At 68.0% G+C, this 23,489-nt stretch carries 27 protein-coding genes; 6 read left to right on the top strand and 21 right to left on the bottom strand.

The window, feature by feature from the left end:
- Positions 1–33 precede the first annotated feature (33 nt).
- Positions 34–597, top strand: coding sequence for a class I SAM-dependent methyltransferase (locus ACLARN_RS24895; protein WP_409493940.1), 564 nt, complete (start codon positions 34–36; stop codon positions 595–597).
- 6 nt (positions 598–603) lie between these two features.
- On the opposite strand, the gene ACLARN_RS24900 is transcribed toward ACLARN_RS24895, so the two are convergent.
- Positions 604–1,728 (bottom strand): alkaline phosphatase family protein, encoded by a 1,125-nt coding sequence (locus ACLARN_RS24900; protein ID WP_409493861.1) that lies wholly within the window; start codon positions 1,726–1,728, stop codon positions 604–606.
- Positions 1,729–1,778: 50 nt separating this feature from the next.
- Between ACLARN_RS24900 and ACLARN_RS24905 the strand changes: the two genes are divergently transcribed.
- Entirely contained in the window at positions 1,779–1,994 is a 216-nt protein-coding gene (locus ACLARN_RS24905) for an FmdB family zinc ribbon protein (protein ID WP_409493862.1), read from the top strand.
- Positions 1,995–2,091: 97 nt separating this feature from the next.
- Positions 2,092–3,018 (top strand): mechanosensitive ion channel family protein, encoded by a 927-nt coding sequence (locus ACLARN_RS24910; RefSeq protein WP_409493863.1) that lies wholly within the window; start codon positions 2,092–2,094, stop codon positions 3,016–3,018.
- Between the two features lie 34 nt (positions 3,019–3,052).
- Here ACLARN_RS24910 and ACLARN_RS24915 read toward each other — a convergent pair whose 3' ends face one another.
- Complete coding sequence (locus ACLARN_RS24915) at positions 3,053–3,436, bottom strand: DUF6401 family natural product biosynthesis protein (protein WP_409493864.1); 384 nt, start codon at positions 3,434–3,436, stop codon at positions 3,053–3,055.
- Between the two features lie 61 nt (positions 3,437–3,497).
- Entirely contained in the window at positions 3,498–4,616 is a 1,119-nt protein-coding gene (locus ACLARN_RS24920) for a trans-sulfuration enzyme family protein (protein ID WP_409493865.1), read from the bottom strand.
- A gap of 58 nt (positions 4,617–4,674) precedes the next feature.
- Between ACLARN_RS24920 and ACLARN_RS24925 the strand changes: the two genes are divergently transcribed.
- Positions 4,675–5,148: an Lrp/AsnC family transcriptional regulator gene (locus ACLARN_RS24925; protein WP_409493866.1), complete on the top strand. Its 474-nt coding sequence runs from the start codon at positions 4,675–4,677 to the stop codon at positions 5,146–5,148.
- A 125-nt stretch (positions 5,149–5,273) separates the two neighbouring features.
- Here ACLARN_RS24925 and ACLARN_RS24930 read toward each other — a convergent pair whose 3' ends face one another.
- From ACLARN_RS24930 to nucS, 12 genes are all read right to left on the bottom strand, one after another.
- Positions 5,274–6,107 (bottom strand): hypothetical protein, encoded by an 834-nt coding sequence (locus tag ACLARN_RS24930; RefSeq protein ID WP_409493867.1) that lies wholly within the window; start codon positions 6,105–6,107, stop codon positions 5,274–5,276.
- Between the two features lie 10 nt (positions 6,108–6,117).
- Complete coding sequence (locus ACLARN_RS24935) at positions 6,118–6,483, bottom strand: hypothetical protein (protein WP_409493868.1); 366 nt, start codon at positions 6,481–6,483, stop codon at positions 6,118–6,120.
- Positions 6,484–6,559: 76 nt separating this feature from the next.
- A complete protein-coding gene (locus ACLARN_RS24940) occupies positions 6,560–8,335 on the bottom strand; it encodes a 3-hydroxyacyl-CoA dehydrogenase family protein (protein ID WP_409493869.1) in 1,776 nt (591 codons plus the stop codon).
- Between the two features lie 162 nt (positions 8,336–8,497).
- The gene (gene dhaM, locus ACLARN_RS24945) at positions 8,498–9,172 is read right to left on the bottom strand and encodes a dihydroxyacetone kinase phosphoryl donor subunit DhaM (protein ID WP_409493870.1); all 675 of its coding nucleotides are present in this window, start codon (positions 9,170–9,172) and stop codon (positions 8,498–8,500) included.
- Positions 9,169–9,792: a dihydroxyacetone kinase subunit DhaL gene (gene dhaL, locus ACLARN_RS24950; protein ID WP_409493871.1), complete on the bottom strand. Its 624-nt coding sequence runs from the start codon at positions 9,790–9,792 to the stop codon at positions 9,169–9,171. The genes dhaM and dhaL overlap by 4 nt, the downstream gene beginning before the upstream one ends.
- Positions 9,792–10,793, bottom strand: coding sequence for a dihydroxyacetone kinase subunit DhaK (gene dhaK, locus ACLARN_RS24955; RefSeq protein WP_409493872.1), 1,002 nt, complete (start codon positions 10,791–10,793; stop codon positions 9,792–9,794). The genes dhaL and dhaK overlap by 1 nt, the downstream gene beginning before the upstream one ends.
- A 68-nt stretch (positions 10,794–10,861) precedes the next feature.
- Positions 10,862–11,863: a DUF3558 domain-containing protein gene (locus tag ACLARN_RS24960; RefSeq protein WP_409493873.1), complete on the bottom strand. Its 1,002-nt coding sequence runs from the start codon at positions 11,861–11,863 to the stop codon at positions 10,862–10,864.
- Positions 11,864–11,910: 47 nt separating this feature from the next.
- The gene (locus ACLARN_RS24965) at positions 11,911–12,177 is read right to left on the bottom strand and encodes a hypothetical protein (protein WP_409493874.1); all 267 of its coding nucleotides are present in this window, start codon (positions 12,175–12,177) and stop codon (positions 11,911–11,913) included.
- Positions 12,178–12,187: 10 nt separating this feature from the next.
- Positions 12,188–13,885: a sodium:solute symporter family protein gene (locus tag ACLARN_RS24970; protein ID WP_409493941.1), complete on the bottom strand. Its 1,698-nt coding sequence runs from the start codon at positions 13,883–13,885 to the stop codon at positions 12,188–12,190.
- Positions 13,886–14,102: 217 nt separating this feature from the next.
- A complete protein-coding gene (locus ACLARN_RS24975) occupies positions 14,103–14,879 on the bottom strand; it encodes a hypothetical protein (RefSeq protein ID WP_409493875.1) in 777 nt (258 codons plus the stop codon).
- 44 nt (positions 14,880–14,923) lie between these two features.
- Positions 14,924–15,886 (bottom strand): patatin-like phospholipase family protein, encoded by a 963-nt coding sequence (locus ACLARN_RS24980; protein ID WP_409493876.1) that lies wholly within the window; start codon positions 15,884–15,886, stop codon positions 14,924–14,926.
- A gap of 622 nt (positions 15,887–16,508) precedes the next feature.
- Positions 16,509–17,168 (bottom strand): endonuclease NucS, encoded by a 660-nt coding sequence (gene nucS, locus ACLARN_RS24985; RefSeq protein ID WP_409493877.1) that lies wholly within the window; start codon positions 17,166–17,168, stop codon positions 16,509–16,511.
- Between the two features lie 37 nt (positions 17,169–17,205).
- Here nucS and ACLARN_RS24990 point away from each other — a divergent pair, with 37 nt between their 5' ends.
- A complete protein-coding gene (locus ACLARN_RS24990) occupies positions 17,206–17,751 on the top strand; it encodes an NUDIX domain-containing protein (protein ID WP_409493878.1) in 546 nt (181 codons plus the stop codon).
- A gap of 65 nt (positions 17,752–17,816) precedes the next feature.
- On the opposite strand, the gene ACLARN_RS24995 is transcribed toward ACLARN_RS24990, so the two are convergent.
- Together ACLARN_RS24995 and ACLARN_RS25000 are read right to left on the bottom strand one after the other, a co-directional pair.
- Positions 17,817–18,590, bottom strand: coding sequence for an enoyl-CoA hydratase-related protein (locus ACLARN_RS24995; protein ID WP_409493879.1), 774 nt, complete (start codon positions 18,588–18,590; stop codon positions 17,817–17,819).
- On the bottom strand, positions 18,563–19,549 hold the full coding sequence (locus ACLARN_RS25000; protein WP_409493880.1) for a GlxA family transcriptional regulator: 987 nt from the start codon (positions 19,547–19,549) through the stop codon (positions 18,563–18,565). The genes ACLARN_RS24995 and ACLARN_RS25000 overlap by 28 nt, the downstream gene beginning before the upstream one ends.
- A 71-nt stretch (positions 19,550–19,620) precedes the next feature.
- Between ACLARN_RS25000 and ACLARN_RS25005 the strand changes: the two genes are divergently transcribed.
- A complete protein-coding gene (locus tag ACLARN_RS25005; protein ID WP_409493881.1) occupies positions 19,621–20,184 on the top strand; it encodes a cysteine hydrolase family protein in 564 nt (187 codons plus the stop codon).
- 267 nt (positions 20,185–20,451) lie between these two features.
- Here the strand turns inward: ACLARN_RS25005 and ehuA are convergent, their stop codons facing one another.
- The 4 genes from ehuA to ehuB are packed head-to-tail and all read right to left on the bottom strand — an operon-like array spanning position 20,452 to position 23,482.
- Positions 20,452–21,216 carry an ectoine/hydroxyectoine ABC transporter ATP-binding protein EhuA gene (gene ehuA, locus ACLARN_RS25010; RefSeq protein ID WP_409493942.1) on the bottom strand — a complete coding sequence of 255 codons (765 nt, stop codon included), beginning with the start codon at positions 21,214–21,216 and terminating at the stop codon, positions 20,452–20,454.
- 7 nt (positions 21,217–21,223) lie between these two features.
- A complete protein-coding gene (gene ehuD / locus ACLARN_RS25015; protein ID WP_409493882.1) occupies positions 21,224–21,880 on the bottom strand; it encodes an ectoine/hydroxyectoine ABC transporter permease subunit EhuD in 657 nt (218 codons plus the stop codon).
- On the bottom strand, positions 21,880–22,575 hold the full coding sequence (gene ehuC / locus ACLARN_RS25020; RefSeq protein WP_409493883.1) for an ectoine/hydroxyectoine ABC transporter permease subunit EhuC: 696 nt from the start codon (positions 22,573–22,575) through the stop codon (positions 21,880–21,882). The genes ehuD and ehuC overlap by 1 nt, the downstream gene beginning before the upstream one ends.
- 13 nt (positions 22,576–22,588) lie before the next feature.
- A complete protein-coding gene (gene ehuB / locus ACLARN_RS25025; RefSeq protein WP_409493884.1) occupies positions 22,589–23,482 on the bottom strand; it encodes an ectoine/hydroxyectoine ABC transporter substrate-binding protein EhuB in 894 nt (297 codons plus the stop codon).
- Between the last annotated feature and the right edge of the window lie 7 nt (positions 23,483–23,489).

Genomic DNA, 23,489 nt, shown 5'->3' on the forward strand with positions numbered 1-23,489 from the left:
CTACCGGTCACGGCTAGCTTCGGATTCATGCCGATGAACCTGGTGCACCGCAAACTCTGCAGTTCCGCGCTGTGGGCGAAGGCCGTCGCCGCCGAGATGCCGCGCAACGTCGCCGGTTTCGATCTCGGCGACTCCGTACTGGAGATCGGCCCCGGCTACGGCGCGACCACCCGGGCACTGGTCGGGCTCGTCCCCCGGCTCACCTCCATCGAAATCGACGAAGCGTCGGCGGATCTCCTCAACCGGGAGTTCGACGGGCGGGTGCGGATCGTCCACGGCGACGGCGCGGCGATGCCCTTCGAGGACGGCGAGTTCTCGGCGGTCGTCTGCTTCACGATGCTGCACCACGTGCCGACGACGGAGTCGCAGGACGCGATCTTCGCCGAGGCGTTCCGGGTGCTCCGCCCCGGCGGCGTCCTGCGGGCGATGGACAACCTGGCGAGCGCGCCGTTCCGGCTCTTCCACCTCGGCGACACGATGAACGCGCTCGACCCGGTTTCGATCTGGCCGCGGCTCCAGGAAGCCGGATTCACCGACATCAAGGTCGGTCACGTGCCGAAGCGAAGCGTGGAGTTCTCGGCCAGGAAGCCGGAGTAACGCGGGCTAGCCGCGCGCGAGGACCAGCGGGACGAGTTGTTCGGCCGGGGTCAGGGAACCGTGCTGACCGACCATCGAGGACTCGACGGCCTCGGCCAGTTCCCGCACCAGCCCGAAACGCCCCTTCGCCGCCACGACGACGTCGCCGATCCGCGGCCGTACCCGGTCGGCGACCGGCCCGAACCAGCCCGCCTCGACGGCCTCGTCGCGTGACAGGATCCACGCCCGGTCACCGATCACCTCGCGCCAGGCCGCCAGCACGTCGGCCTCCGCCCCCGGTTCGCTGTAGACGTGCCGGGCCCGGACCTCGCCCCCGATGGCCCGGACACCGCCGAGCAGCGCGGGCGTCTCGTCGATGTCGAGCGCGCCCTCGACGGTCACCATGCCGTGGTCGGCCACGACCGCGAGGAGCGCGCCGGACGGCAGACCGTCCACAACGGACTCGACCAGCTTGTCGACGTGCCGCAGTTGCATCCGCCACGGTGACGAACCGGGTCCGTAGATGTGGCCCAGCATGTCGAGTTCGCTGTGATAGCCCCAGCAGAACGCCGGTCGCGCCTGAAGACAGTTCAGGATGCAGGCGGCAAGGTCGCCGAGCGCGTGGACGCCCACATAGCGTGCGCCGGACTGCGTCGCGCGGGTGAGCGCGGTGTCCGCGAACTTCGCCGACGAGACCACGCTGGTCGTGATCCCGGCGGCCGCCGCGCGCTCGAACGTCGTCGGCAGGGGTTGGACCTCGCGCGGCGGCAGCGCGCCGCGGAGATCGCCGCCGTCCTCGTGACTGGTCCAGCGCAACGCGTTCATGACGCCCGCCCCGGGGACTTCGAAGGTGTAGCCGACCAGGCCGTGCTCCCCCGAGGCCAGGCCGGTGCCGATCGCGCCGAGCCCCGCCGCGGTCGTGGCCGGGAAACCGACCCGCAGCGGCGACTTCGCCAGTTGGGTGAGCACGGGCGCGTCGGCGGCGTGCTCGGCCAGCAGTTCCCAGCCGAGCCCGTCGATGAGCAGCACGCAGGCGCTGGACGCCTCGGCGAGGCTCAGCGGGTTCGCGAATTCGGCGGCGCCGAGGGCGGAGAGGACGGACGGGACGACTTGGCCGAGGTGCGGCACGTGCGCCGCGACAGGCAGTTCCACCCGGCCAGCTTGCCATCCCGCAAGGTGAAAGGAGATGAGAAGATGAGCGCATGCCGACTTACGCCTACCGCTGCCGCGAGTGCACCGAGACCTTCGAACTGCTCCGGCCGATGAGCGAGTCCGGCGCGCCCGCGCCGTGCCCCGAGGGCCACCAGGACACCGTCAAGCTGCTGACGACCGTCGCGCTGACCGGATCCGCGGCCGGTCCGGCCCCTGTTCCCGCAGGTGGGGGCGGCGGCTGCTGCGGAGGCGGCTGCTGTAGCTGACCACCCGATCGGGTGGCCCCACGTGTGACGAAGTGGTCACCGGGTACCCCCTTCCCATCAGTCTGGAACCTCCAGTAGTGGGAAGGGAGAACGTCCAGTGGCCACATCAGCACTGGCGGCCGTCGATTTCGGTCAAGGCGTGTCCAGCGCCTGGAGTTCGGTCGCCACCTTCGTCCCCAAACTGCTCGCGTTCCTGGTCATCCTGCTCATCGGCTGGCTGATCGCCAAGGCGATCGCGAAAGCCGTGAGCATGGTGCTCGAGAAGGTCGGGTTCAACCGCCTCGTCGAACGAGGTGGTTTCAAACAGATGCTCGCGCGGAGTCAGTTCGACGCGTCGGGCATCATCAGCAAGATCATCTACTACGCGATCCTGCTGATCGCCCTGCAGTTCGCGTTCGGCGTCTTCGGCCCGAACCCGGTGAGCTCGCTGCTCAACGAGATCGTCGCGTGGCTGCCGCGCGCCATCGTCGCGATCATCATCGTGGTGATCACCGGCGCGATCGCGAAGGCGGTCAAGGACCTGGTCGGCCGGGCCCTGAGCGGCGTCTCCTACGGCAAGGTGCTCGCCACCATCGCCTCGGTGTTCATCTGGGGCCTCGGTGCCATCGCCGCGCTGAATCAGATCGGGGTGGCCACCGCGGTCACGCTGCCGGTGCTGATCACCGTGCTCGCCACGGTCGGCGGGATCGCCGTCGTCGGTGTCGGCGGTGGCCTGATCAAGCCGATGCAGCAGCGGTGGGAGACCTGGCTCGGCAGGGCCGAGGCGGAGATCCCGGCCGCGAAGGCACAGGCCGAGGCATACCAGCGGGGTCGCGAGGACGCGAACCGCTCCGGTGAAGTGCCGACCGAGCGGACGACCACTCAGCAGCCGGTGTCCGCCGGACATCACGCGGTGAACGATCCGAACATGACCGCTGGCCAGCACCAGCAGTTCCCGCCGAACCAGGGTCAGGTGCCCCAGCACCAGGATCCCGGCCAGCGGCCACCCGGTGGGTCAATGCCCCCTCCGCCGGAGTACCGCTGACCTGCAACGGGAACGGGTGGGGCGTCCGGCCGCCCTATCCGTTCCCGGTCGGCTGTGCCCGGCGGTCGTCCATCGTCGCGGCCAGCGAACACACGCCGACCAGGCGCGCGGTCGTCCAGTCGCTGGTGCTCCAGCCGGACAGGTCGGCCGGGGCGCGGAACGTCCAGCCCTTGGCCCTGGCCTCGTCCAGCAGCCCGCGCGTGTAGCCGGCGAGAAGTACCACCCCGGCGACCGCCGCCGAACCTTCGACCCCAGCCGCGAGGATGTCCCGCACCGCGGCGGAGTGCTGATCGAAGACGGCCGACAGCCCGGGAAGGGCCGCCGCCGCGGCGAGTCCGGCAACGCCGATCTGCTCGTGGAGCCGCGAAAGCGTGTTACGAGCCGAAGATTCCACCCAGGACGAGACCAGATCTTTCACCCGACCAGGTTAGCCAGGCCGGACGATTTGTCGACATCCCGGTGACCACGATCGCAGTGATTCAGCACGCTTTGAGTGCCTGATCCAGGTCGTGCCAGAGGTCCTCGACGTCCTCCAGCCCCACCGACATGCGGATGAGCCGGTCGGTGACGCCCGCGCCGTGCCGGTCGTCCTCGGCGACGATCCGATGGCTGATCGAGGCGGGATGCTGGATGAGCGAGTCCACGCTGCCGAGGCTGACGGCCGGGGTGACCAGCCGGACCGCGCCGATGAGCGTGTGCGGATCGCCCTCGACCTCGAACGCGATCAGCGGCCCGCCGATGCTCGGGTAGTGCACCGCGCTGACGTTCGAATGCGAGCGAAGCCGTTCGACGAGTTCGGCGGCCGTCGCGGACGCGGCGTTGACGCGCAGCGGGAGCGTCGAAAGGCCGCGAAGCAGCATGTACCCGGCCAGCGGGTGCAAGACACCTCCGGTGGCGAAGCGGATCTGCCGCAGCATCCCGGCGTCCTCGGCGCTACAAGCGACTACGCCACCCATGACGTCACCGTGGCCACCGAGGAACTTGGTCGCACTGTGCAGGACGAACCGGGCTCCGTGGCGTCCCGGACGCTGGAGCACGGGAGTCGCGAAGGTGTTGTCGACCAGCACCGGCACATCGCCGGCGGCATGCACGATCTCGGCGATGTCGACCTCGCGCAGGGTCGGGTTCGCGGGCGTTTCGAGCAGCACCAGTCCGGTGTCGGGACGCAGCGCCGAGGCGAGCTCCGCCGGATCGGCCCAGGTCACCTCGGTGCCGAGCAGACCGGACGTGAGCATATGGTCGGTGCAGCCGTAGACCGGCCGGACGGCGACGATGTGCCGCTTGCCCCGCGCGACGGCGGCGAGCAGCGAAGCCGACACCGCGGCCATGCCGGTGGCGAACGCGACGGCGTCTTCGAAGCCCTCGAGTTCGGCCAGCGCCTTCTCGAATCGTTCGACGGTCGGGTTGCTCAGCCGCCCGTAGACCGGGAGCCCGGACAGCGAGCCCGTGGTGGCGAACTCGTCGATGCGGCCCGCCTCCTCGACGCTGTCCCGCGACGGGTAGGTCGTGGACAGGTCGAGCGGAGCGGCGTGGACGCCGAGGTCCGTGAGGTCGTCACGGCCGGCGTGGACGGCTCGGGTGCGCAGCGTTGCGGTCATACCGAGATGGTGCGGTTTTCTCCGGATCGGAAGCAATATCCTCGGATATCATTCGCCAATGTCGGATTCTGTCGAACTGAGCACGGTCGACCTGCGAATTCTGCGGCTGCTCCAGAACGACGCCCGGATCTCGAACAAGGATCTGGCGGCCGAAGTCGGCATCGCGCCCTCGACCTGCCTCGACCGCGTCAACCGGCTTCGTGAGCTCGGGGTGATCACCGGACAACGCGCGGAGGTGGACGCCGCCAAACTCGGCCGACCGCTCGAAGCGCTCCTGTTCGTCCAGGTCCGCCCGCACCGGCGGACGCTGGTGGACTCGTTCGTCGAGCATCTGCTGGCCCTGCCCGAGGTCCGCGCCGTCTACCACCTGACCGGACCGGACGACTTCCTCGCGCACGTCGCCACCGCTTCGGCGACCGAACTGCAACGCCTGGTGCTCGACGAACTGACCGCCCGCGACGAGGTCGCCCGGGTACACACGAACCTCGTCTTCCAGCACTGGAGCGGGGGACCTTTGCTACCGCCCGCCTAGCGCCCGGAGTCGTCGGTTCCAACACCGCACTCACGTGTGCGGAGTCTGAGCACGCGAGATCCGTCTCTGAGCACGCGAGTGCGGAGTCTGAGCACGCCCGGGACGCCACTCGATGGCACGGACCGCTAGTCGATCCGGACCTTGAACGGATGCGCGACGTCGGTGGGACACGTGAAGACGTTCAGCACCCCCTTCCGGGCGAACGACCAGCCGGCCGGTTCCGCTTCGGCGACCTCGCACCCGCAGTCGACCTCGTGCTCCTCCGTGGCCAGCGCGATCGTCTGCCGTAGCTCGGCGCCGCATTCCCGGCAGCCCAGCTCGTGACGATCGGTCTCGTCCCAGGCGGTCCAGCCGCCGATCTTCGAGTATTGGTCCAGCTCCGGCCAGCCCTCCGGGTCGTCATGCGCGCCCTCGGGGATGCCGAGCGCGGCGCGGGTCTCCGGCGGGAAGTCGCAGAGACGGGGCAGTTCGTCGATCGAGCACGGTTCGAACACGCAGGGCACCGGAAGGAGAGCCGTGTCGGCGTCCTCGGGCGCGGGCGGCGGGTCCATGATGTCCTCGACTTCGCCGGAATCGCGCCACACCAGCCGGACCGCGGGCCCTTGGTGATGCAGGCTGTTGTGCTGCATCGGGCAGAACAGGAGCTGCAGGACGTCGGTGCCCTCCGGGAAGGGCAGCTCGGGGAAGTCGCCGCGGAAGAACTGCGCGGCACTGATCATCGCCGGAACCGGTTCGTCGAGCGGATGCCCGCCCGCCCACGCGTCGTCGGACGCGTCCGGGTCCGGCGGCCAGGTCACCGGGCATTCCGGCCACGGCTCGTCCGACGGCCAGAGCAGCGGGCCGCCCAGATGGCTTTCGTCCGGACGGGGGTCGCCTTGCGCGGGATGCAGGCGGATGGCCGTCCGGACCAGGTCGTTCAAGCCGGGGATCGGCACCCCGTCGTATGTCAGCTGGCGCACTCCGGCGAGCTTAGAGGTCCGGCAGCGGATCTTCAGGCTTTGCCGCGTCACGCATTATTTCCGCGTCGGCGGCGTGGATGACCGAAACGTACTCGTCGTCGATCTCGTAGACGATGCCGCAGAACTTGAACCACGGGGTGGTCGCCGTCTCCACCGGCCCGATCCGCTGGTTGCGCGGGGTCGTCGAGATGACCCGCTTCGGCGTCGTCCTGCTCCAGTGCCCGGTCGACAGCACCGTGATCGTCTTGCGGGTGACCGCGATGAACACGCTGGGATTGGCGCTGCCGTCGACGTCGGCTGGGAACACGTAGTGGATCTCGTCGTCCGGATCGAGGAACTCCTTGATCCGCTTCCTGACCCCCGAGGAAACCGGCATGGGGTCCAAGTTACCGGCCGTCGGCGCAAGTAGTCCTCCACTTGCGCCAACGAGCCCTACTTGGCCGAGTAAGGCCTTACTTGGCCAAGTAGTCCTTGAAGCCCTTCCCCGTCTTCCGGCCCAGCCGGCCGGCGGTCACGAGGTGCTCCAGCAGCGGCGCGGGCGCGAAGCCCTCTTCGCGGAACTCGTTGAACAGGGTCCGCTGGATCGCCAGCGAAACGTCCAGCCCGACGACGTCGAGCAGTTCGAACGGGCCCATCGGCAGCCCACAGCCCACCTTCATCGCGGTGTCGATGTCGTCGGCCTCCGCGTAGTGCGCTTCGAGCATCTTCACCGCGTCGTTGAGGTACGGGAACAGCAGCGCGTTGACGATGAACCCGGCCCGGTCGCCGCAGTGGACCGGGTGTTTGCCCACCGCCGCGCAGACGGCGTCCACGGTCGCGACCACGTCGGGCGCGGTCGCGATGGTCGAGACGACCTCGACCAGCTTCATCACCGGCGCCGGGTTGAAGAAGTGCACGCCGACCACGTCCGACGGCCGCGAGGTGGCGGCCGCGCATTCGATCACCGGCAGTGAGGACGTGGTCGTCGCCAGCACCGCGCCGGGCTTCACGACGTCGTCGAGGGCGGCGAAGACGGCCTGCTTGACGGCCAGATCCTCGGCGACGGCCTCGACGACGAGGTCGACGTCGGCCAGTTCCTCGAACTCCACCGCCGGCGAGATCCGGCCGAGCGCGGCGGCGGCGTCCTCCTCGGAGAGTTTGCCCTTGACGACGGCCTTGTCCAGCGACTTCTTCACCCGCGCGACCGACGCCGCGGCCTTTTCCGCGCTCCGCGCCCGGAGGATGACCTCGTAACCCCGTTTCGCGAACACCTCGACGATGCCGGTCGCCATCGTCCCGGTTCCGACGACGCCGACCTTGCGCACCTCGCGCGGCGCCACCGTGTCCACAGTGGACGCCGTGACCGCGTCGGTCACCGTCGGCGAATCGGGCTCGTCGTAGGCGTAGAACCCCTGTCCGGTCTTCCGGCCGAGCAGCCCAGCGGTGATCATCTGCTTCAGCAGCGGCGCCGGCGCGTGGAGCCGGTTGCGCGACTGGTGATACATCGTGTCGAGGATCTCGTACGCGGTGTCGAGCCCGATGAGGTCGAGCAAAGCCAAGGGCCCCATGGGATATCCGCAGCCGAACCGCATCGCGGCGTCGAGATCCTCACGGGTGGCGTAGCGCTGCTCGTACATCCGCACGGCGTGGTTGAGATAGCCGAACAGCAACGCGTTCGCGATGAACCCGGCGCGGTCGCCGATCACCACCGGGGTCTTGCCGAGGCGTTCGGCGAACGCGACGACGTCGGTGACGACGTCGGGCTCGGTGACGACGGTGCGGACGATCTCGACCAGTTTGAGGATCGGCGCCGGGTTGAAGAAGTGCATCCCGACGACCTTGCCCGGCCGCGCGGTGTGCACGCCGATCTCGGTGATCGACAGCGACGAGGTGTTGGACACGAAGATCGTGTCCGCGCCGGTGATCTTGTCCAGCGCCGCGAAAACGTCGGTTTTGGCTTCGAGGTTCTCCGGAATCGCCTCGATCACCAGGTCCACATCGGACAGTTCGGCCAGCGACGTGGTGTACCGGATCCGGCCGAGCAACGCGGTCCGGCCGTCGGCGTCGAGTTTGCCGCCGGACACCGCCCGTTCGGTCGAATGCTCCAGATGACCCCGGCCCCGGCTGACGCCGTCGTCGTCGATCTCCACCGCGACCACGGAGACGCCGCTCCGCGCGAGCACCTCGGCGATCCCGGCACCCATGGTGCCGAGACCGATGACTCCCACACTCGAGATTTCCCGCGCCACAACCGGCCTCCGGAGGTTACTCGCTGGTAGTTTTCTCCGATCGTGCCATGCCGGGGCGCGGAAAGCAGCGGCTGTCACCCTCCGGATCGAGTAAGTGTCACTCGCGGACGAGAGCTGAAGGAGACTTTCCCCGCGTGAGACGAGGGGAAAGTCCCCTTCAGCTCACTCGCCGAAGTTTTGCTCGACCAGGTCCTTGACCTTGGCGAGCGCCTCGTCGGCCTGCGCACCCCGCGCGCGGACCTCGATCCGGTCGCCCTGACGGGCGCCGAGAGCCATCAGCGCGAGCACGCTGTTGGCGTCCGCGGTCTCCTCGCCGAGCCGCACGGTGACCTCCGCCTCCAGCCCCGCGAGGCTCCGGACCAGGACAGCGGCGGGCCGCGCGTGCAGTCCGACGTCGTTCCGCAGCGTGAGTTCGACACTGCTCTCGCCGTCTCGCGCGCCGCTGTCGATCGTCAGGTCCGGCGGGGCACCCGCCGAGGCGGCGGCTCCGGCGACGGCCTGGCGGTCCGCCCCGCCCTGCGCCGCGACGGCGGCGGCGATCGCGCCTTCGACGAGCGGCGCGTCCACGACGACCGCGGCCGACGGGTCGGCGAGCGATTCGACGGCGAGGTCCGCGGTCATCTGCGCGCTGCCCAGGTCGTACAGCAGGACGACGCCCGTCCCCGAATCGGCGCGCTGGGTCGCGGCGACGACCTCGTCGTAGTCCGTTCCGATCCCGCCTTCGGACAGGCCTCCGGCCGCCACGATGGTGACGTCCGGTGCCATCTGCGCGGCGAGTTCCGCGAGTCCTTCGGCGAGTTTGGCGCTGTGGGAGACGAGCACGATTCCGACGCTCACCGGGCCGCCTCCGCGAACGCGCGCAGCAGCAGCGCCGTCGAGCGGGCCCCTGGATCGAGATGCCCCTTCGCGCGCTCGCCGAGGTAGGACGCGCGTCCCTTGCGCGGGACGAGATCCACAGTGGACTCGGCGCCCTTGTCCGCGGCGTCCGCCGCCGCGGTCAGGATCGCCGCGATGTCCGAACCGGCCGCCTCTTCGGCGGCGGAGACGGCGGGAATGAGCGCGTCGACCATGGTCGCGTCTCCTCCGACGGCCTTGCCGCGCGCCTGCACCCCTTCGAGTGCCGCGCGCAAGGCTTCGACGAGCAACGGGCCGTCCACCTCCGCCGCGTCACCCAGCTTGACCGACGCGCGCAGGAAAGCCGTGCCGTACAACGGGCCCGCCGCCCCGCCGACCTTCGAGATCAACGTCGTGGCGGCGAGTTTCACCACCGCGGCGGGGGTTTCGGGCGTCGCGGTGTCCAAAGCGGACACGATGGCGGCGAACCCCCTGTCCATGTTCTCGCCGTGGTCGGCGTCGCCGATCGCACGGTCGAGGTCGATCAGCTCGCCACGATGTTCGGCGATCACCACGGCCGCCGCCCGCAAGGCGGCGGCGAGCGTCTCGGCGGTGCAGGCCATCAGACTCCCCACCTCAGGGCCGGGGTGTTCACCGGCGCGTCCCACAACTCGGTCAGCTCGTCGTCCAGTTTCAGCAACGTCAGGCTCATCCCCTGCATCTCGAGGCTGGTGATGTACGGCCCCACCAGGCGCCGTTCGACCACGATCCCACGCTCGGCCAGCAGCCGCTCGGCGATGCCGTGTGCCAGGTACAGCTCGACCAGCGGAGTGCCGCCCATCGAGTTCGTGAACAGCAGGACCTTGTCGCCGTCGCCGAAAGGTAGATCCGTCACCAGCGCCTCGACCATGCGCGCGACGAGTTCGTCGGCGGACAAGGCCGGGGTCCTTTCGATTCCGGGTTCGCCGTGGATCCCGATGCCGAACTCGATCTCGTCGTCGGCGAGGTCGAAACTCGGCTCCCCCGCGTGCGGCACGGTCGGCGCGGTGAGCGCGACGCCGATCGAGCGGACCTGGCCGATCACCTTGCGCGCCAAGGCTTCCACCACATCCAGGGGTTCTCCCCGTTCGGCGGCGGCGCCGGTGATCTTCTCCAGCAGCACCGTGCCGCCGACCCCGCGACGACCTGCGGTGTACGTGGAGTCCTTGACCGCGACGTCGTCGTCGATGACGACACTGCGCACGTCCAGCCCCTCGGCGGCGGCGAGTTCCGCGGCGGTCTCGAAGTTGAGCACGTCCCCGGTGTAGTTCTTCACGATCAGCAGCGCGCCCGCGTCGCCGGTGGTGGCCTTGACCGCGGCCTCGACGGCGTCCGGCGTCGGCGAGGTGAACACCGCGCCCGGCACGGCGGCCGCCAGCATGCCCTGCCCGACGAAGCCGCCGTGCAGTGGTTCGTGGCCGGAGCCGCCGCCGGAGATCACGGCGACCTTCCCTGCCACGGGCGCGTCCACGCGCACCACGATCGCCGGGTCGTCCTCCACGCGCAGGACGTCCGCGTGCGCGACGGCGAGCCCGCGCAGGGATTCCGCGACCACCGTCTTCGGGTCGTTGATGATCTTCTTCATGGCGGTCTCCGACACGTCGGCGGGTGGGATGTCCCCTTCCTACCTCGCCCGGCCGGATGCCGCCAGCGTCAGGGCTTCGGGAGCTTCGAGATCACCGATTTGGCGATCTTGGCCGCCTTCTCGCAGGACGCGGTTTCGTCCTTCTTCTCGTCGTAGTTCTTGTAGATCACGCTGACGAGCTCGACGTCGTCGTCGATCCACGGCTTGTGCTGCCACTCGATCTTGCACTCGGCGTCGTTGCCACTTCCGACCTTCTGGTAGACGGTGACGCCGTCGATCTCGACCTTCTTGGTCCCGTCGCGTTCCTGCGGCGGGAGGCCGGGACGGAAGCCGATGGAGATCCGCGGGTTGGAACCCGGCGTCCAGTCACACGAGTGGAAGCTCGACAGCGAGGTCGCGCCGTGCGGCACCACCTCGCCGAGGACGGCGGCGTCGGCGGCGGTGCACGGGTCGACCGCGGTGAGCGTGCCCGCGCTGGAGGGGAACTTCGCCGGGGACGAGTGCAGGCTCTTCACGGCCTTCGCCGCCACCGCGCGGGCCGCCGTGCAGGGGTCGCCGCCGTCGTAGTTGACCGAGAAGTTCACCCCGCGCTCGGGCTGGCGCAGCGTCAGGACACCGACGTCGCAGCTCTTGCCGTCCTTGGCCTTCCGCTCCACCTGCGGCAGGCCCTCCACCGCCGAGACGACGGCACCACCGGTGTCGGACAAGTAGGTCGACGCGCCGATGTCGACACTGACGGAAAGCTTCTTGCCGCCGGCGTCGACGACCTTCGCCCGGCAGCTGCCGAACGAGACGGACCCCGGCACCGGGTCCTCCGGGGTGCCCAGACTGCTCAGCACGTCCTTGTTCACCAGCGGGCACGGGTCGATCGTGCGCATCACCGCGGGGGTGACGGCCGGGTCGTTGATGTTCCCGCTCGGCACCTCTCCACCGCTGCCCGCTTCGGCGGCGACGGTGGTACGGGCGAAGTTGGACTTGCCGAGGTTCTGACCGCAGGCGGAAAGCACGCCGAGCGCGGCCACGAGGGCCAGCACGGACGCGATCCGGCGACGTCGAGCGTTGAGCAGCACGAAGTGCACGGTAGCCGGAGCGCCGCGCCGCTGTCCGGACAACCCGGCTATTCGCCGTCCTCGCCGGTTTCGGGCGTGGGCGGCACCACGATGGGCCGCAGCTTCGCCCACAGCACGAACAACGCCGCGAACACCAGCATGCCGATGCCCGCCCACAGGTTGATCCTGACGCCGGCGGCCTTGGCCAGCTCCTCTTCGGTGGTGAAGCCGATGCCCATGATCGTGAGCACCAGGCCGTAGCCGCCGATGAGCAGGGCGATGATCAGCCGGATGTCGAAGACGCCGGCCTTCTTGGGAGCTTGGGACGCAGCCATCTCCGGCCTCCTAGAAGATGATGTTGAGCACGATGGTCAGGATCAGCACGATGCCCGCGAGCAGGCCCGGCTTGCGGTACCAGCCCGCGTCGTCACCGGTTTCGTCGTGCTTCAGCGACTCCTTCGGGGTGAGGGAGTACACGAGGCCGACCAGCTGGGCTTCCGGCTTCGGCGCGGTGGCGAGCGAAACCGCGACGCTGACCACGATGTCGACGGCGAACGCCGTACCGGCGGCCACGAAGCTGACGCCCTGCCCGGTGAGGCCGAGGACCCCGGCCTGCGACAGGAGCCACACGGTGATCGCGGACGCGGTACCGGACACGAGGCCGACCCAGCCCGCCGTCGCCGTCATCCGCTTCCAGAACATGCCGAGGATGAAGGTGGCGAACAGCGGCGCGTTGAAGAAGGAGAACAGGTCCTGCAGATAGGTCAGGATGTTCCCGGAGTTCGACGCGATGAACGCGGTGCCGATCGCCAGCACCGTGCCCGCCGCGGTGACAAGACGGCCGAGACGGAGGTAGTAGCCGTCGGACTCGTTCTTCTTCACGTACGACTGCCAGATGTCATAGGTGAAGACGGTGTTGAACGAACTCAGGTTCGCCGCCATCCCGGCCATGAACGAGGCGAGCAGACCGGCGATCGCGACACCGAGCATGCCGTTGGGCAGCAGGTCGCGCATCAGCAGCAGGATCGCGTTGTTCGCGGTGACGCCGCTGGGTGCTTCGCCACCGTCGAGCAGGACCTGCTTGTCCTGGACGTACTCGGACACGGTGACCGCGGCGATCATGCCGGGGATGATCACGATGAACGGGATGAACATCTTCGGGAACGCGCCGATGATCGGCGTCCGCCGCGCGGCCGACATGCTCTTCGACGCCATGGCGCGCTGGACCTCGACGAAGTTCGTGGTCCAGTAACCGAACGACAACACGAAACCGAGGCCGAAGACGAGACCGAGGATCGAGAGGAAGCTGTTGCCGAAGCCGGTGAGGTTGTCACCCGGCCAAGAGGACAGCTGCGCGTCGCCACCGGGGCTGGCGGTGACCTTGTCGACCAGGCCCTGCCAGCCGCCGACCTTCACCAGGCCGACGATGGTCAGCGGCAGCAACGCCGCGACGATCACGAAGAACTGCAAGACCTCGTTGTAGATCGCGGCGGAGAGGCCGCCGAGCGCGGTGTAGGAGAGCACGACCGCGGCCGCGACGATGATCGACACCCACAGCGGCCAGCCGAGCAGGAGGTTCACCACGCTGGCGAGCAGGAACAGGTTCGCGCCGGCGATGAGGATCTGCGCGCTCGCGAAGCTGATGCCGTTCACCAGGTGGGCGGGTTTGCCGAACCGGCGGAGCATGAACTCCGGGACACTGCGGACCTTCGAGCCGTAATAGAACGGCATCATCACGATGCCGAGGAACAGCATCGCCGGGATCGCGCCGATCCAGAAGTAGTGGAAGGTCGGGAGGCCGTAGAGCACGCCGTTGGCCGACATACCCATGATCTCGACCGCGCCGAGGTTCGCCGAGATGAAGGCGAGGCCGGTGACCCAGGCGGGCAGCGAACGGCCGGAGAGGAAGAAGTCCAGGCTGCTCGAGACCGACTTTCGCGCCATGTACCCGATGCCGAGCACCAGTGCGAAATAGAAGGCAAGCAGGACGTAGTCGATAGGACTCGCGTCGAGCCGCAGGTTCGCATCGGCCAGCACGTGCAACCGACCCACCTCCATAGTGAAAATGTCCACGAGAAACGCCGGTATCGCGTCAATCGCGGACCATACTGCATGGATTCAGCAACGGCAGCGTGGGTGGCGGGCGACCGCCCTGAAGTGTCTGTTTTGGGGCTGTTCTTGACAATTCTTGTCCGGTGAGTGCCACGCGAAAAAGGGCCGCTCCGGTCAGGAACGGCCCTTTCCCGCGACCGGCGGGGGTTTACCGGTCCGTGGGCAGGCCGACTTCGCCGTCCTCCTTGATCAACCGGGCGAGGACGTCATCCGGCATGAACGTGCGGTGCGGGTAGCCCGAGCCCCACGAGTTGAGGAACGGCACCGCGCCGAGTTCGTCGGCGCGCGGGTTGCCCAGTACTTCGTGGACCTCTTCGACGGTCTTCGCCCAACGGTAGGCCTGGATGCCGTTCTTGACGTCCGGCGTGTAGGCGGCCCGCTTGACGTGGTCGTCGTCGGCATAGCTCTCCGCCCACTGGACATGGCCCAGTTCGAGCAGGACCTCGGCCGCCGCGCGGACGGACGTGCCGTTGTTGTCACCGGGATTGGTCTCGTCCCATTCGTCGCGCAACTTCGACTGGTCCCACAGCCACCGCGCGCCGTAGAGGTCGCCGTTGAACAACGTCATGCAGCGCGACCAGCCGAAACCGACGCAGGCGCCCTCCTTGCCCTGGTCGTAGAAGGCGTACTGGGTGTCGCCATCGGTCGATTCGCCGGGTTCGAGGCAGACGCAGTGCCCGCCGCGGATCCGGGTGAGCGATTTGGCGCCGCCCTTCGCGACGAAGAACTCGCCGGACTTCTCGTCCTTTTCCGGGACGTCGAATTCCTTGTACCAGTTGACACCGATGACGACCGGCGACCTCGTCGGCCGGTCCTCCGTTGCCAGCGCGGTCAGCGGATAGCGCTCGACGTGGCGCCAGTCGTCCGGGACGAACCGGCCGAGGCGGCCATCCGCGGGATCACTGCCGATCGGGCGATAACGCATGGGATCCTCCTATCCCTCATCCCACCGGAATACCGCCGGCGAGTTCACTTCGGCACAATCTTTTCCAGAAACCGCCGCGCGGCCTCCCGCCCGTTTTCGAAGAGGTGCTTCTTCGCCTCTTCGCCGAGCCCGAAGTCGACGGCGGAGACTCCGGTCGTGTCGACGTACACCGTCCGCCGGTTCACACCTTCCTCGTGCAACCGGTAACGATTCCAGTCCGACATCAGGGTTTCGAGCGAACCGATGGCGATCCGCAACGCGCTCTTCACCGGTTCGTCCTTGCCGCCAACAGGTTCCCCGGAAAGCTTGATGCCCCAGGTCGGCCAGCGCGCGGGCTTCGCATCGGTCCGGTCGAAGACGGTGATCGGGAAGTTCGACAGCAGACCGCCGTCGACCCAGGTGACGGCGCCCTCCGGGCGGACGTCGAACTGCACCGGCCGGAAGTAGAGCGGAATGGACATCGACGCGCGAACGGCGTCGACGATCTTTGCCGTGCCAGGATCGTGGCCGTACTGGGAATAATCCCAAGGCAACCGGACGAGCGCGCGGCGGGTCAGGTCGCTGACGTGGACGACGAGGGAATACCGTTGATAGGGAAGCAAAGTACCTTCGGGATCCTCGATGGCGAGATCGGCGAAAGTACGCACGCCGACCTCGTCCAGCAACGGCGCGAGCCATTCGGCGAGATAGTCACCGGAGTGCATCCCGTCGTGCAAGATCAAGTCGACACCGTCGCCGATCACGCCGGTGACCTTGTCGAGCAGGGACTGATCCTGGAACCGGCGGCAGTCCAGGTCGTTCATCACCGCTTCCAGGCCACTGAGATCTTTCCCGGCCTTCTGATAAGCGGCGACCAGCGTCGCGACGATCGCGCCCGCGCTCGTCCCGGCGATCCGGGGGAACGAGTAACCGGCTTCGTGCAACTCCAGCACCGCGCCGAGCAACCCGATACCTTTGACGCCGCCGCCTTCCAGCACCAGGTCGACACGCTTTTCGGAATCAGCCACGGTTATCACCCCTGCACCCCGCGGGTCTCCCTATGTCGGTGGTACCCCTCGCGGAAATCGAGTGTGACACAGCGCGAGACCGAGGAATCCGCCGTTCACCCGAATGACCCAGAAATAGCTGGTTCTTTTGCCGAAGTAGCCGAGTTCGTTAATTTCCCGCCGCCCTTTAGGGCATTCCGTGGTGCAGGAAAGAATGCAGATACAAAACGCAGGACTCGATTGGATATCGGCTGTTCACCGCGCCCCCTCTCGCGATTCGTCCTCTGGTTGCGGTGGTTGCGCGCGCAACTACCGCAACCAGAGGACGAATCACGAGGGTGGTGGGTGGGCGGGCAGTCGCCGATCCGGGTCGCCCTGAGTGGCGGCTGGATGCGAGTGCCCCCAATGCCGCATTGGGTGCACACGGCTTCGCCTTCGTCCCGGCCGCAAGTAGCCGACTACTTGCGTGGTCCCGGGCTTCGGCGCTCCCAATGCGGCATTGGGGGCGCTGAGCGTCTCCAATGCCGCATTGGGGACACGACCCGCTCTTCTCCGCACCGCAACCCAACGCAAGTAGTCCTCTAGTTGCGGTCGTTGCGCGTGCAACTACCGCAACCAGAGGACGAATTGCGAGAGGGAAGGGTCAGAAGAGGCGGAACTCGTCCGACTCGATGCCTCGCAGCGCGTCGTAGTCCAGGGTGAGGCACCGGATCCCCCGGTCCTCGGCCAGCACTCGCGCCTGCGGTTTGATGATCTGCGCCGCGAAGACGCCCTGCACCGGCGCCAGCAGCGGGTCGCGGTTGAGCAGTTCGAGGTACCGCGTCAACTGCTCGACGCCGTCGATCTCGCCGCGCCGTTTGATCTCCACGGCGACGCTGCCACCCGAGGAGTCACGCGCCATGATGTCGACCGGCCCGATCGCGGTCGGGAACTCCCGCCGCACCAGGGTGTAGCCGTCACCGAGGGTCTTGATGTGCTCGGCGAGCAGTTCCTGCAGGTGCGCCTCGACGCCGTCCTTCTGCAGGCCCGGCTCCGCGCCGAGTTCCTGGGCGTGGTCGTGGAAGATCTCGTCGATCGTGATGACGAGCTTCTCCCCCTGCTTGTTCTCGACGATCCACAGCTTGCCGTCCTCGATCAGCCAGCACGGCGGGCTCATCCAGTTCAGCGGCTTGTAGGCGCGGTCGTCCGAGTGCACGGACACGGAGCCGTCGGCCTTCACCAGCAACAGGCGGGTGGCCATCGGCAGATGGGCGGTCAGACGGCCGGCGTAGTCGACCTGGCAGCGAGCGATCACTAAGCGCACCCCGCGAGGGTAGGACAAGCATCGCGATACTGGTCGCATGGACCCCATTCAGCGTGTCAGCTCGCGCGAGGTGTACCGGAACAACTGGATGACCCTGCGCGAGGACACCGTGCGGCGGCTCGATGGTTCCGAAGGGATCTACGCCGTCGTCGACAAACCGACCTGCGCCATAGTGATCCCTTTCGACGGCGCCAGGTTTCACCTGGTCGAGCAGTTCCGCTATCCGATCGGGCTGCGGCGCTGGGAGTTCCCGATGGGCACCGCGCCCAACCGGGCCGACGTCCCGCCGCTCGAACTCGCCGCTCGCGAACTGCGCGAGGAGACCGGGCTGATCGCGGGATCGATGACCGACCTCGGCCGGACCGACGTCGCCCCCGGTACGTCGAGCCAGCGCGGGCGCGTGTTCCTCGCCACGGATCTCACACAGGGTGAAACCCAGCGTGAGATCGAGGAGCAGGACATGCGGACGGCATGGTTCGAGCGCGACGAGTTCGAGAAGATGATCACCACGGGTGACATCACCGACGCGCAGACGCTGGCCGCCTACACGCTCCTGCTGCTGCGCGAACGCGTTTCCGGATGAGATGAACGGGGCTTTCAGTGCAAATTTTGCAATGAAAGCCCCGTTCATCTCATCCAGGCGCCGGGTCAGTCGGGCCAGACCGGGGAACGCTTCTCCAGGAAGGCCGCCATCCCCTCCCGCGCCCCGGGCAGCTGCGACGCCGAGGCCATGACCTCCAGCGCCAGCGCGTAGGCGTCGGCTTCAGGCCGGTCCAGCTGCGCGTAGAGGGTCTGCTTCCCCAGCGCCTTGCTCGCCCGGCTGCCCCGCGTCGCGCGCTCCAGCAGCGAAGCGACGGCGTCGTCCAGCGAATCGTCCGGGACCACGCGGTTCACCAGGCCCCAGTCCAGCGCGGTCGCCGCGTCGACGACGTCGCCGGTGAGCGCCAGTTCCATCAGCCGTTTCCGCCCGATCGACCGGGCCACCGGCACCGCGGGGGTGTGACAGAACCAGCCGCCCTTGCCACCGGGCAGCGCGAATCCGGCGGATTCGGCGGCGACGGCGAGGTCGCAGGTGGCCACCAGCTGGCAGCCCGCCGCGGTCGCGAGGCCGTGCACCCGCGCGACGACGACCTGCGGGACCGACTGCATCGTGCCCATCAGGTCCGTGCACAGCCGCAGCAGCTCGCGCACGCCCGTAAGGTCGCGCGCGGCCACGTCGCCGAAGTCGTGTCCCGCCGAGAACACCGGTCCGGCGCCGGCCAGGACGATCCCGGTGGCGTCGGTCTCCCCCGCCTCGTGGAACGCCGCGAGCAGTTCGGCGAGGTGGTCCGCCGACAGCGAGTTCCGCCGCGCGGCGCGGTTCATGGTGATGGTGACGGTGTCGCCGTCACGTTTCACGAGGATGTGCTCGTACTCGGCCATGCTTCGACGGTAACCGACCGGAACGTCCGGCGATACGAATCGGGCCCGACGCCGACGTCGGCCCGCAGCCGTCGCCGCAGGTTGGCGGCGGTGCCGAGCCCGGACCGCTGCGCGACCCGCTCGACCGGCAGCTCGGTCGTCTCCAGCAGCCGCCGCGCGAGCCGCACCCGCTGCGCGCGCAGCCATCGCCCCGGCGTCACCCCGGTGGCCGCCGCGAACTCGCGATGGAAGGTCCGCTCGCTCAGCCCGGCGTGGCCGACGAGGTCGTCGACGCCGATGTCGTCGGCGATCCGCTCCAGCGCCCAGTCCATTGTGGACGAAACACTCGGCCGTGACGGCTTGGGCGGCAACGGGTTGTCGACGTACTGACGCTGCCCGCCTTCCCGCGCGGGCGGCATCACGAGACGACGGGCGAGCGCGGCCGCGACCTCCGCGCCGTGATCGCGCCGCACCAGGTGCAGGCACAGGTCGAGGCCGCCGACCACCCCGGCGGACGTCAGCACGTCACCCTCGTCGGTGAACAGGACGTCCCGCTGGACGACGGCGTCGCGAGCGGCGGTTTCCAGGTCGTCCAGCAGCCGCCAGTGCGTGGTGACCGAACGGCCGTCGAGCAGCCCGGCCGCGGCCAGGGTGAAGGCCCCGGAACACAGCGACGCCACGGTGACCCCGGCCCGGTGCGCCTTGCGCAGCGCGGCGACGGCGGCAGCGGGCACCTCGGCATGCGGATCGACCCGGCCGGGCACGAGGACGAGATCGCAGCCATCGAGTCCGCTGAGCCCGTGAGTCGCCCCGAGCGACCCGAACGGATGACTGGCGACCGGCGTCCGGCCCGGCGAACACAGGCGGACCTCGAACGGGCCGATGCCGCTGTCGGTCCGGTCCACGCCCCAGACCTCGCCGATCACGCCCAGGTCGAACGCCCGGCTGCCCGGCAGAAGGAGAACGCCCACGATGCGCATGGCAGAAAAGTACCGTATCGCGCTTCTTCTGCCACTCCCGTCCGGCCGCGGAACGCGGGAAACTCGAAGCCATGACCACTGAGAACACCAAGGCCCTGCTCGTGATCGACGTTCAGCGCGGCTTCGACAAGCCGGTCTGGGGACCACGCAACAACCCCGGCGCGGAAGCCAACATCAAGGCGCTCGTCGACGCCTACCAGGAGCGCGGGCTGCCGATCGTGCTCGTACACCACGACTCGGTCAAACCCGGCTCGTCGCTACAGCCGGGACAGGAGGGCAACCACTTCAAGCCCGAACTCGACGGCGTGCGCGCGGATCTGGTGTTCGGCAAGAAGGTCAACTCGGCCTTCCACGGCGACATCGACCTCGACGGCTGGCTGAAGACACGCGGCATCACGTCGTTCGTGCTCGCCGGCATCCAGACGAACTTCTGCTGCGAAACCACCGTGCGCGTCGGCGGGAACCTCGGTTACGACGTCACTTTCGCGCTGGACGCCACGTTCACCTTCGACCTCGCCGGGCCGGACGGGAGCGTCCTCACCGCCGACGAGCTGTCCAGGGCGACCGCGACGAACCTGCACGGTGGCGGGTTCGCCACGGTCACCTCGACCAAAGAGATCCTCGGGAGTCTCTGAGGTCTTGGGAGCGCCGTGGGTCGCCTCGGTCGCGAGTGGCGTTTCGGGCTATTGAGGGGTAGACAAACGTGTTGTCGGTCGCCGGACCTTCGTGACCACACCACCCGCACCGGGCATGTCGCGAAAGCCACTTTCGGGACATCTGATGTCCCGAAAGTGGCTTTCGCGACACCCAGATCAGCACCCGGACGAGCACGTAACACGCCACCTTCGCCTTACCCTCAAGAGAAACCGAAACGCCACTCACGACCCCCCTGTACCGACGCCTCAAGCGCGGTCGATCACCGCCTTGAGGAACCGCCGCGTCCGGTCGTGATCGGGATCGTTGAACAACTTCTCCGGCGCGGCGTCCTCCAGCACCTGTCCCTGGTCGAACATCATCACCCGGTCCGAAACGTCCCGCGCGAACTGCATCTCGTGCGTGACGCACAGGATCGTGATGTCCGTCGACGCGGCGATCTCGCGCAGCACACGCAGGACGTCCGCGACCAGTTCCGGGTCCAGCGCCGAGGTGACCTCGTCCAGCAGCAGCACGTCCGGCCGCATCGCGAGCGCCCGTGCGATCGCGACGCGCTGCTGCTGGCCGCCGGAAAGCCGCGTGGGATGCGCGTCCTTCTTGTCCGAAAGCCCGACCATCTCCAGCAGTTCGACGGCTCGTGCCTCGGCCTCGCCGCGGGCGACGCCGAGTGAATGGATCGGTGCCTCGGTGATGTTGCGCAGCACGTTCATGTTCGGGAAAAGGTTGAACTGCTGGAACACCATGCCGATCCGCTTGCGCACGGCCCGCAGGTACTTCTCGTCGGCGGGCACCAGTTTCTCGCCGCGCTTCATATGGCTGAGATAGTCACCGCAGACCTCGATGGTGCCGCCGTCGACCCGCTCCAGGGTCATCAGCAGCCGCAGGATCGTCGTCTTCCCGGACCCGCTCGGCCCGATCAGCGAGACGAACTCCCCCGGCGCGACGGTGAAATCGAGGTCCCGCAGCACGACGTGGTCACCGTAGGACTTGACCACCTGCGAGAACCGGATCATCGGGGAATCAACTGTGGGCGGCACGACGCTCCAACCTTCTCACCAGAATCGACGCCGGCAGGCTCACCAGCAAGAACAGCACCCCGGCCAGGGTGTACGGCTCGATGACGCGGAACGTTTCGGCGCCGACCTCTTTCGCCCTGTTGAGCACGTCGAGGACGCCGATCCCCACGAGCAGTGGGGTCTCCTTGAACAACGAGATCGTGTAGTTGCCGAGCGCGGGCAGTACCCGAGGGACCGCCTGCGGCAGGACCACGGCCGTCCACACTCGAGACCGCGGCAGGTTCAGCGCGGTCGCGGCCTCCCACTGTCCTTTCGGGACAGCCTCGATCCCGGCGCGGTAGACCTCGGCCGAGTAGGTCGCGTAATGCACGCCGAGCGCCACGACACCGGTGACGAACGCCGACATCGCGAACCCCGTCAGCGGCGGAACCAGGTAGTAGATCGCGAACACCTGGATCAGCAACGGAGTGCTGCGGACGAACTCGATGAACAGCGTGACCGCCTGCGACAGCACGGGAATCCCCGTGCGTCGGATCAGCGCGAACACCAGCCCGAGCGCGTAGGCGACGGCGGAGGCGAGCAGGGTGATCTCGACGGTGACGAGCAAACCCTTCAGTAGCAAAGGAATCGAGTCGAACGCCGCTTCCCAGCTCCAGTCCATCAGACACCCCCCGCCGTAGCCGTCATCTTCGCCGGAGCCCTGCCGAGGCGCCGCGCCGCGATCCGCTCCAGCGCCCGCATCCCACTGGTGATCAGCAAGGCGATCAGGAGGTAGAGCACGAGTTCGGTGCCGTAGATCCAGCCGATCTCGGAACCGAACACCGGCCGCAGCAGTTCACCTTGCCGCGCCATCTCCGGAACGGCGATGAACGAGAGCAGGGCGGTGCTCTTCAGCAACTGGATGAACAGGTTGTTGAACGGTGGCAGCATTTCCACGAACGCCTGCGGCAGGATCACCCGCCGCATCCGCTGAGCGGGCGTCAGGTTGAGCGCGACAGCGCCTTCGAACTGCGCTCGCGGAACGGAATTCACCGCGCCGCGGACGATCTCCGCGCCGTACGCGCCGTGATTCAGCCCGAGCACCAGAATCCCGGCGAACATCGGGACCAGCTGGAAGCCCACCAGTACCGGCAGGACGAAGTACAGCCAGAACAGCTGGACGACCTCCGAGGTGCCGCGGAAGATCTCCACGTAGACCCGGGAAATCCCCCGCACGATCCTGGACGGCGATCGGAGCGCGAGGCCCGCGATCAACGAGAGCACGATGGTGACGGCGATTCCGCCGAGCGCGGCGGTGACGGTCGCTGTCAGTCCACTGAGGACGGACGTGATGATATGCGATACCGACGACGACATGACGTCAGCCCCGTTACACCGCGCAGAGTTTCTCGGTGGTGACGTCGGCCTTCGGCAGGTTGTCCGCCGAGAACCCGAACGGCGTCACGATCTTGGTCCACTCACCGCTGTCGTGCAGCTTCTTGAGTTCGGCGTTGAACGCCTCGCGCAGCGGGTTGTCGTCCTTGCGGAAGACGAACGCGCCGGCGGAGATGACCGGCTGCCCGTTCTTGATCGGATCGAAGCCAGGAGTCACTTCCGCGGCGGCGCCGGCGTTCTTCGCCAGGACGTCCTTGAGGGAGATGTCGGTCAGCGCGGCGCAGTAGACCCGTCCGTCGGTGACCGCGCGGAGCATGTTGTCCTGCGAATCGAGGGTGACGATCTGGTCCTCGGCCACCCCGGCATCGGTGGCGTAGCCCTTCTCGACGGCGGCGGAGAGCACGGCGACCTTGACCTTCTTCGCGGCGATGTCCTCGAACTTCAGGACCTGCTGCGGATTTCCCTTCGGTACCAGCAAGGCGGTCAGCGCCGAGTAGTCGGGGATCGAGAACGCGGCGGCGTCGCACCGCTCCTTCTTGATGTTCATCCCGGCCGCCACGAGGTCGTACTTCCTGGCGTTGAGCGCGGGGATCAACTGATCGAAGGAGACCGCTTCGGCTTCCACGTTGTCGATGCCCATGGCCTTGAAGACGGCACGCGCGACTTCCGGCGCCTCACCGGTCACCTTGCCGCTTTGATCCGTGAAACCGTACGGAGCTTCGTTCGCGATACCGATCTTGATCTTCTTGGAGCTTCTCGCCGCCTCCAACGCGTTCCCGGAGGTCGTCGACGTGCATGCGGACAGCAGCACCGGACCACCGATCGTCACCGCCCCCAGAACGGCCGACCGCCGGAAGAATTCTCGCCTCGACCACTCGCCGTGCGCCATAGCCGCA

The organism is Amycolatopsis sp. cmx-11-12, assembly GCF_046269425.1.
Classification (GTDB): domain Bacteria; phylum Actinomycetota; class Actinomycetes; order Mycobacteriales; family Pseudonocardiaceae; genus Amycolatopsis.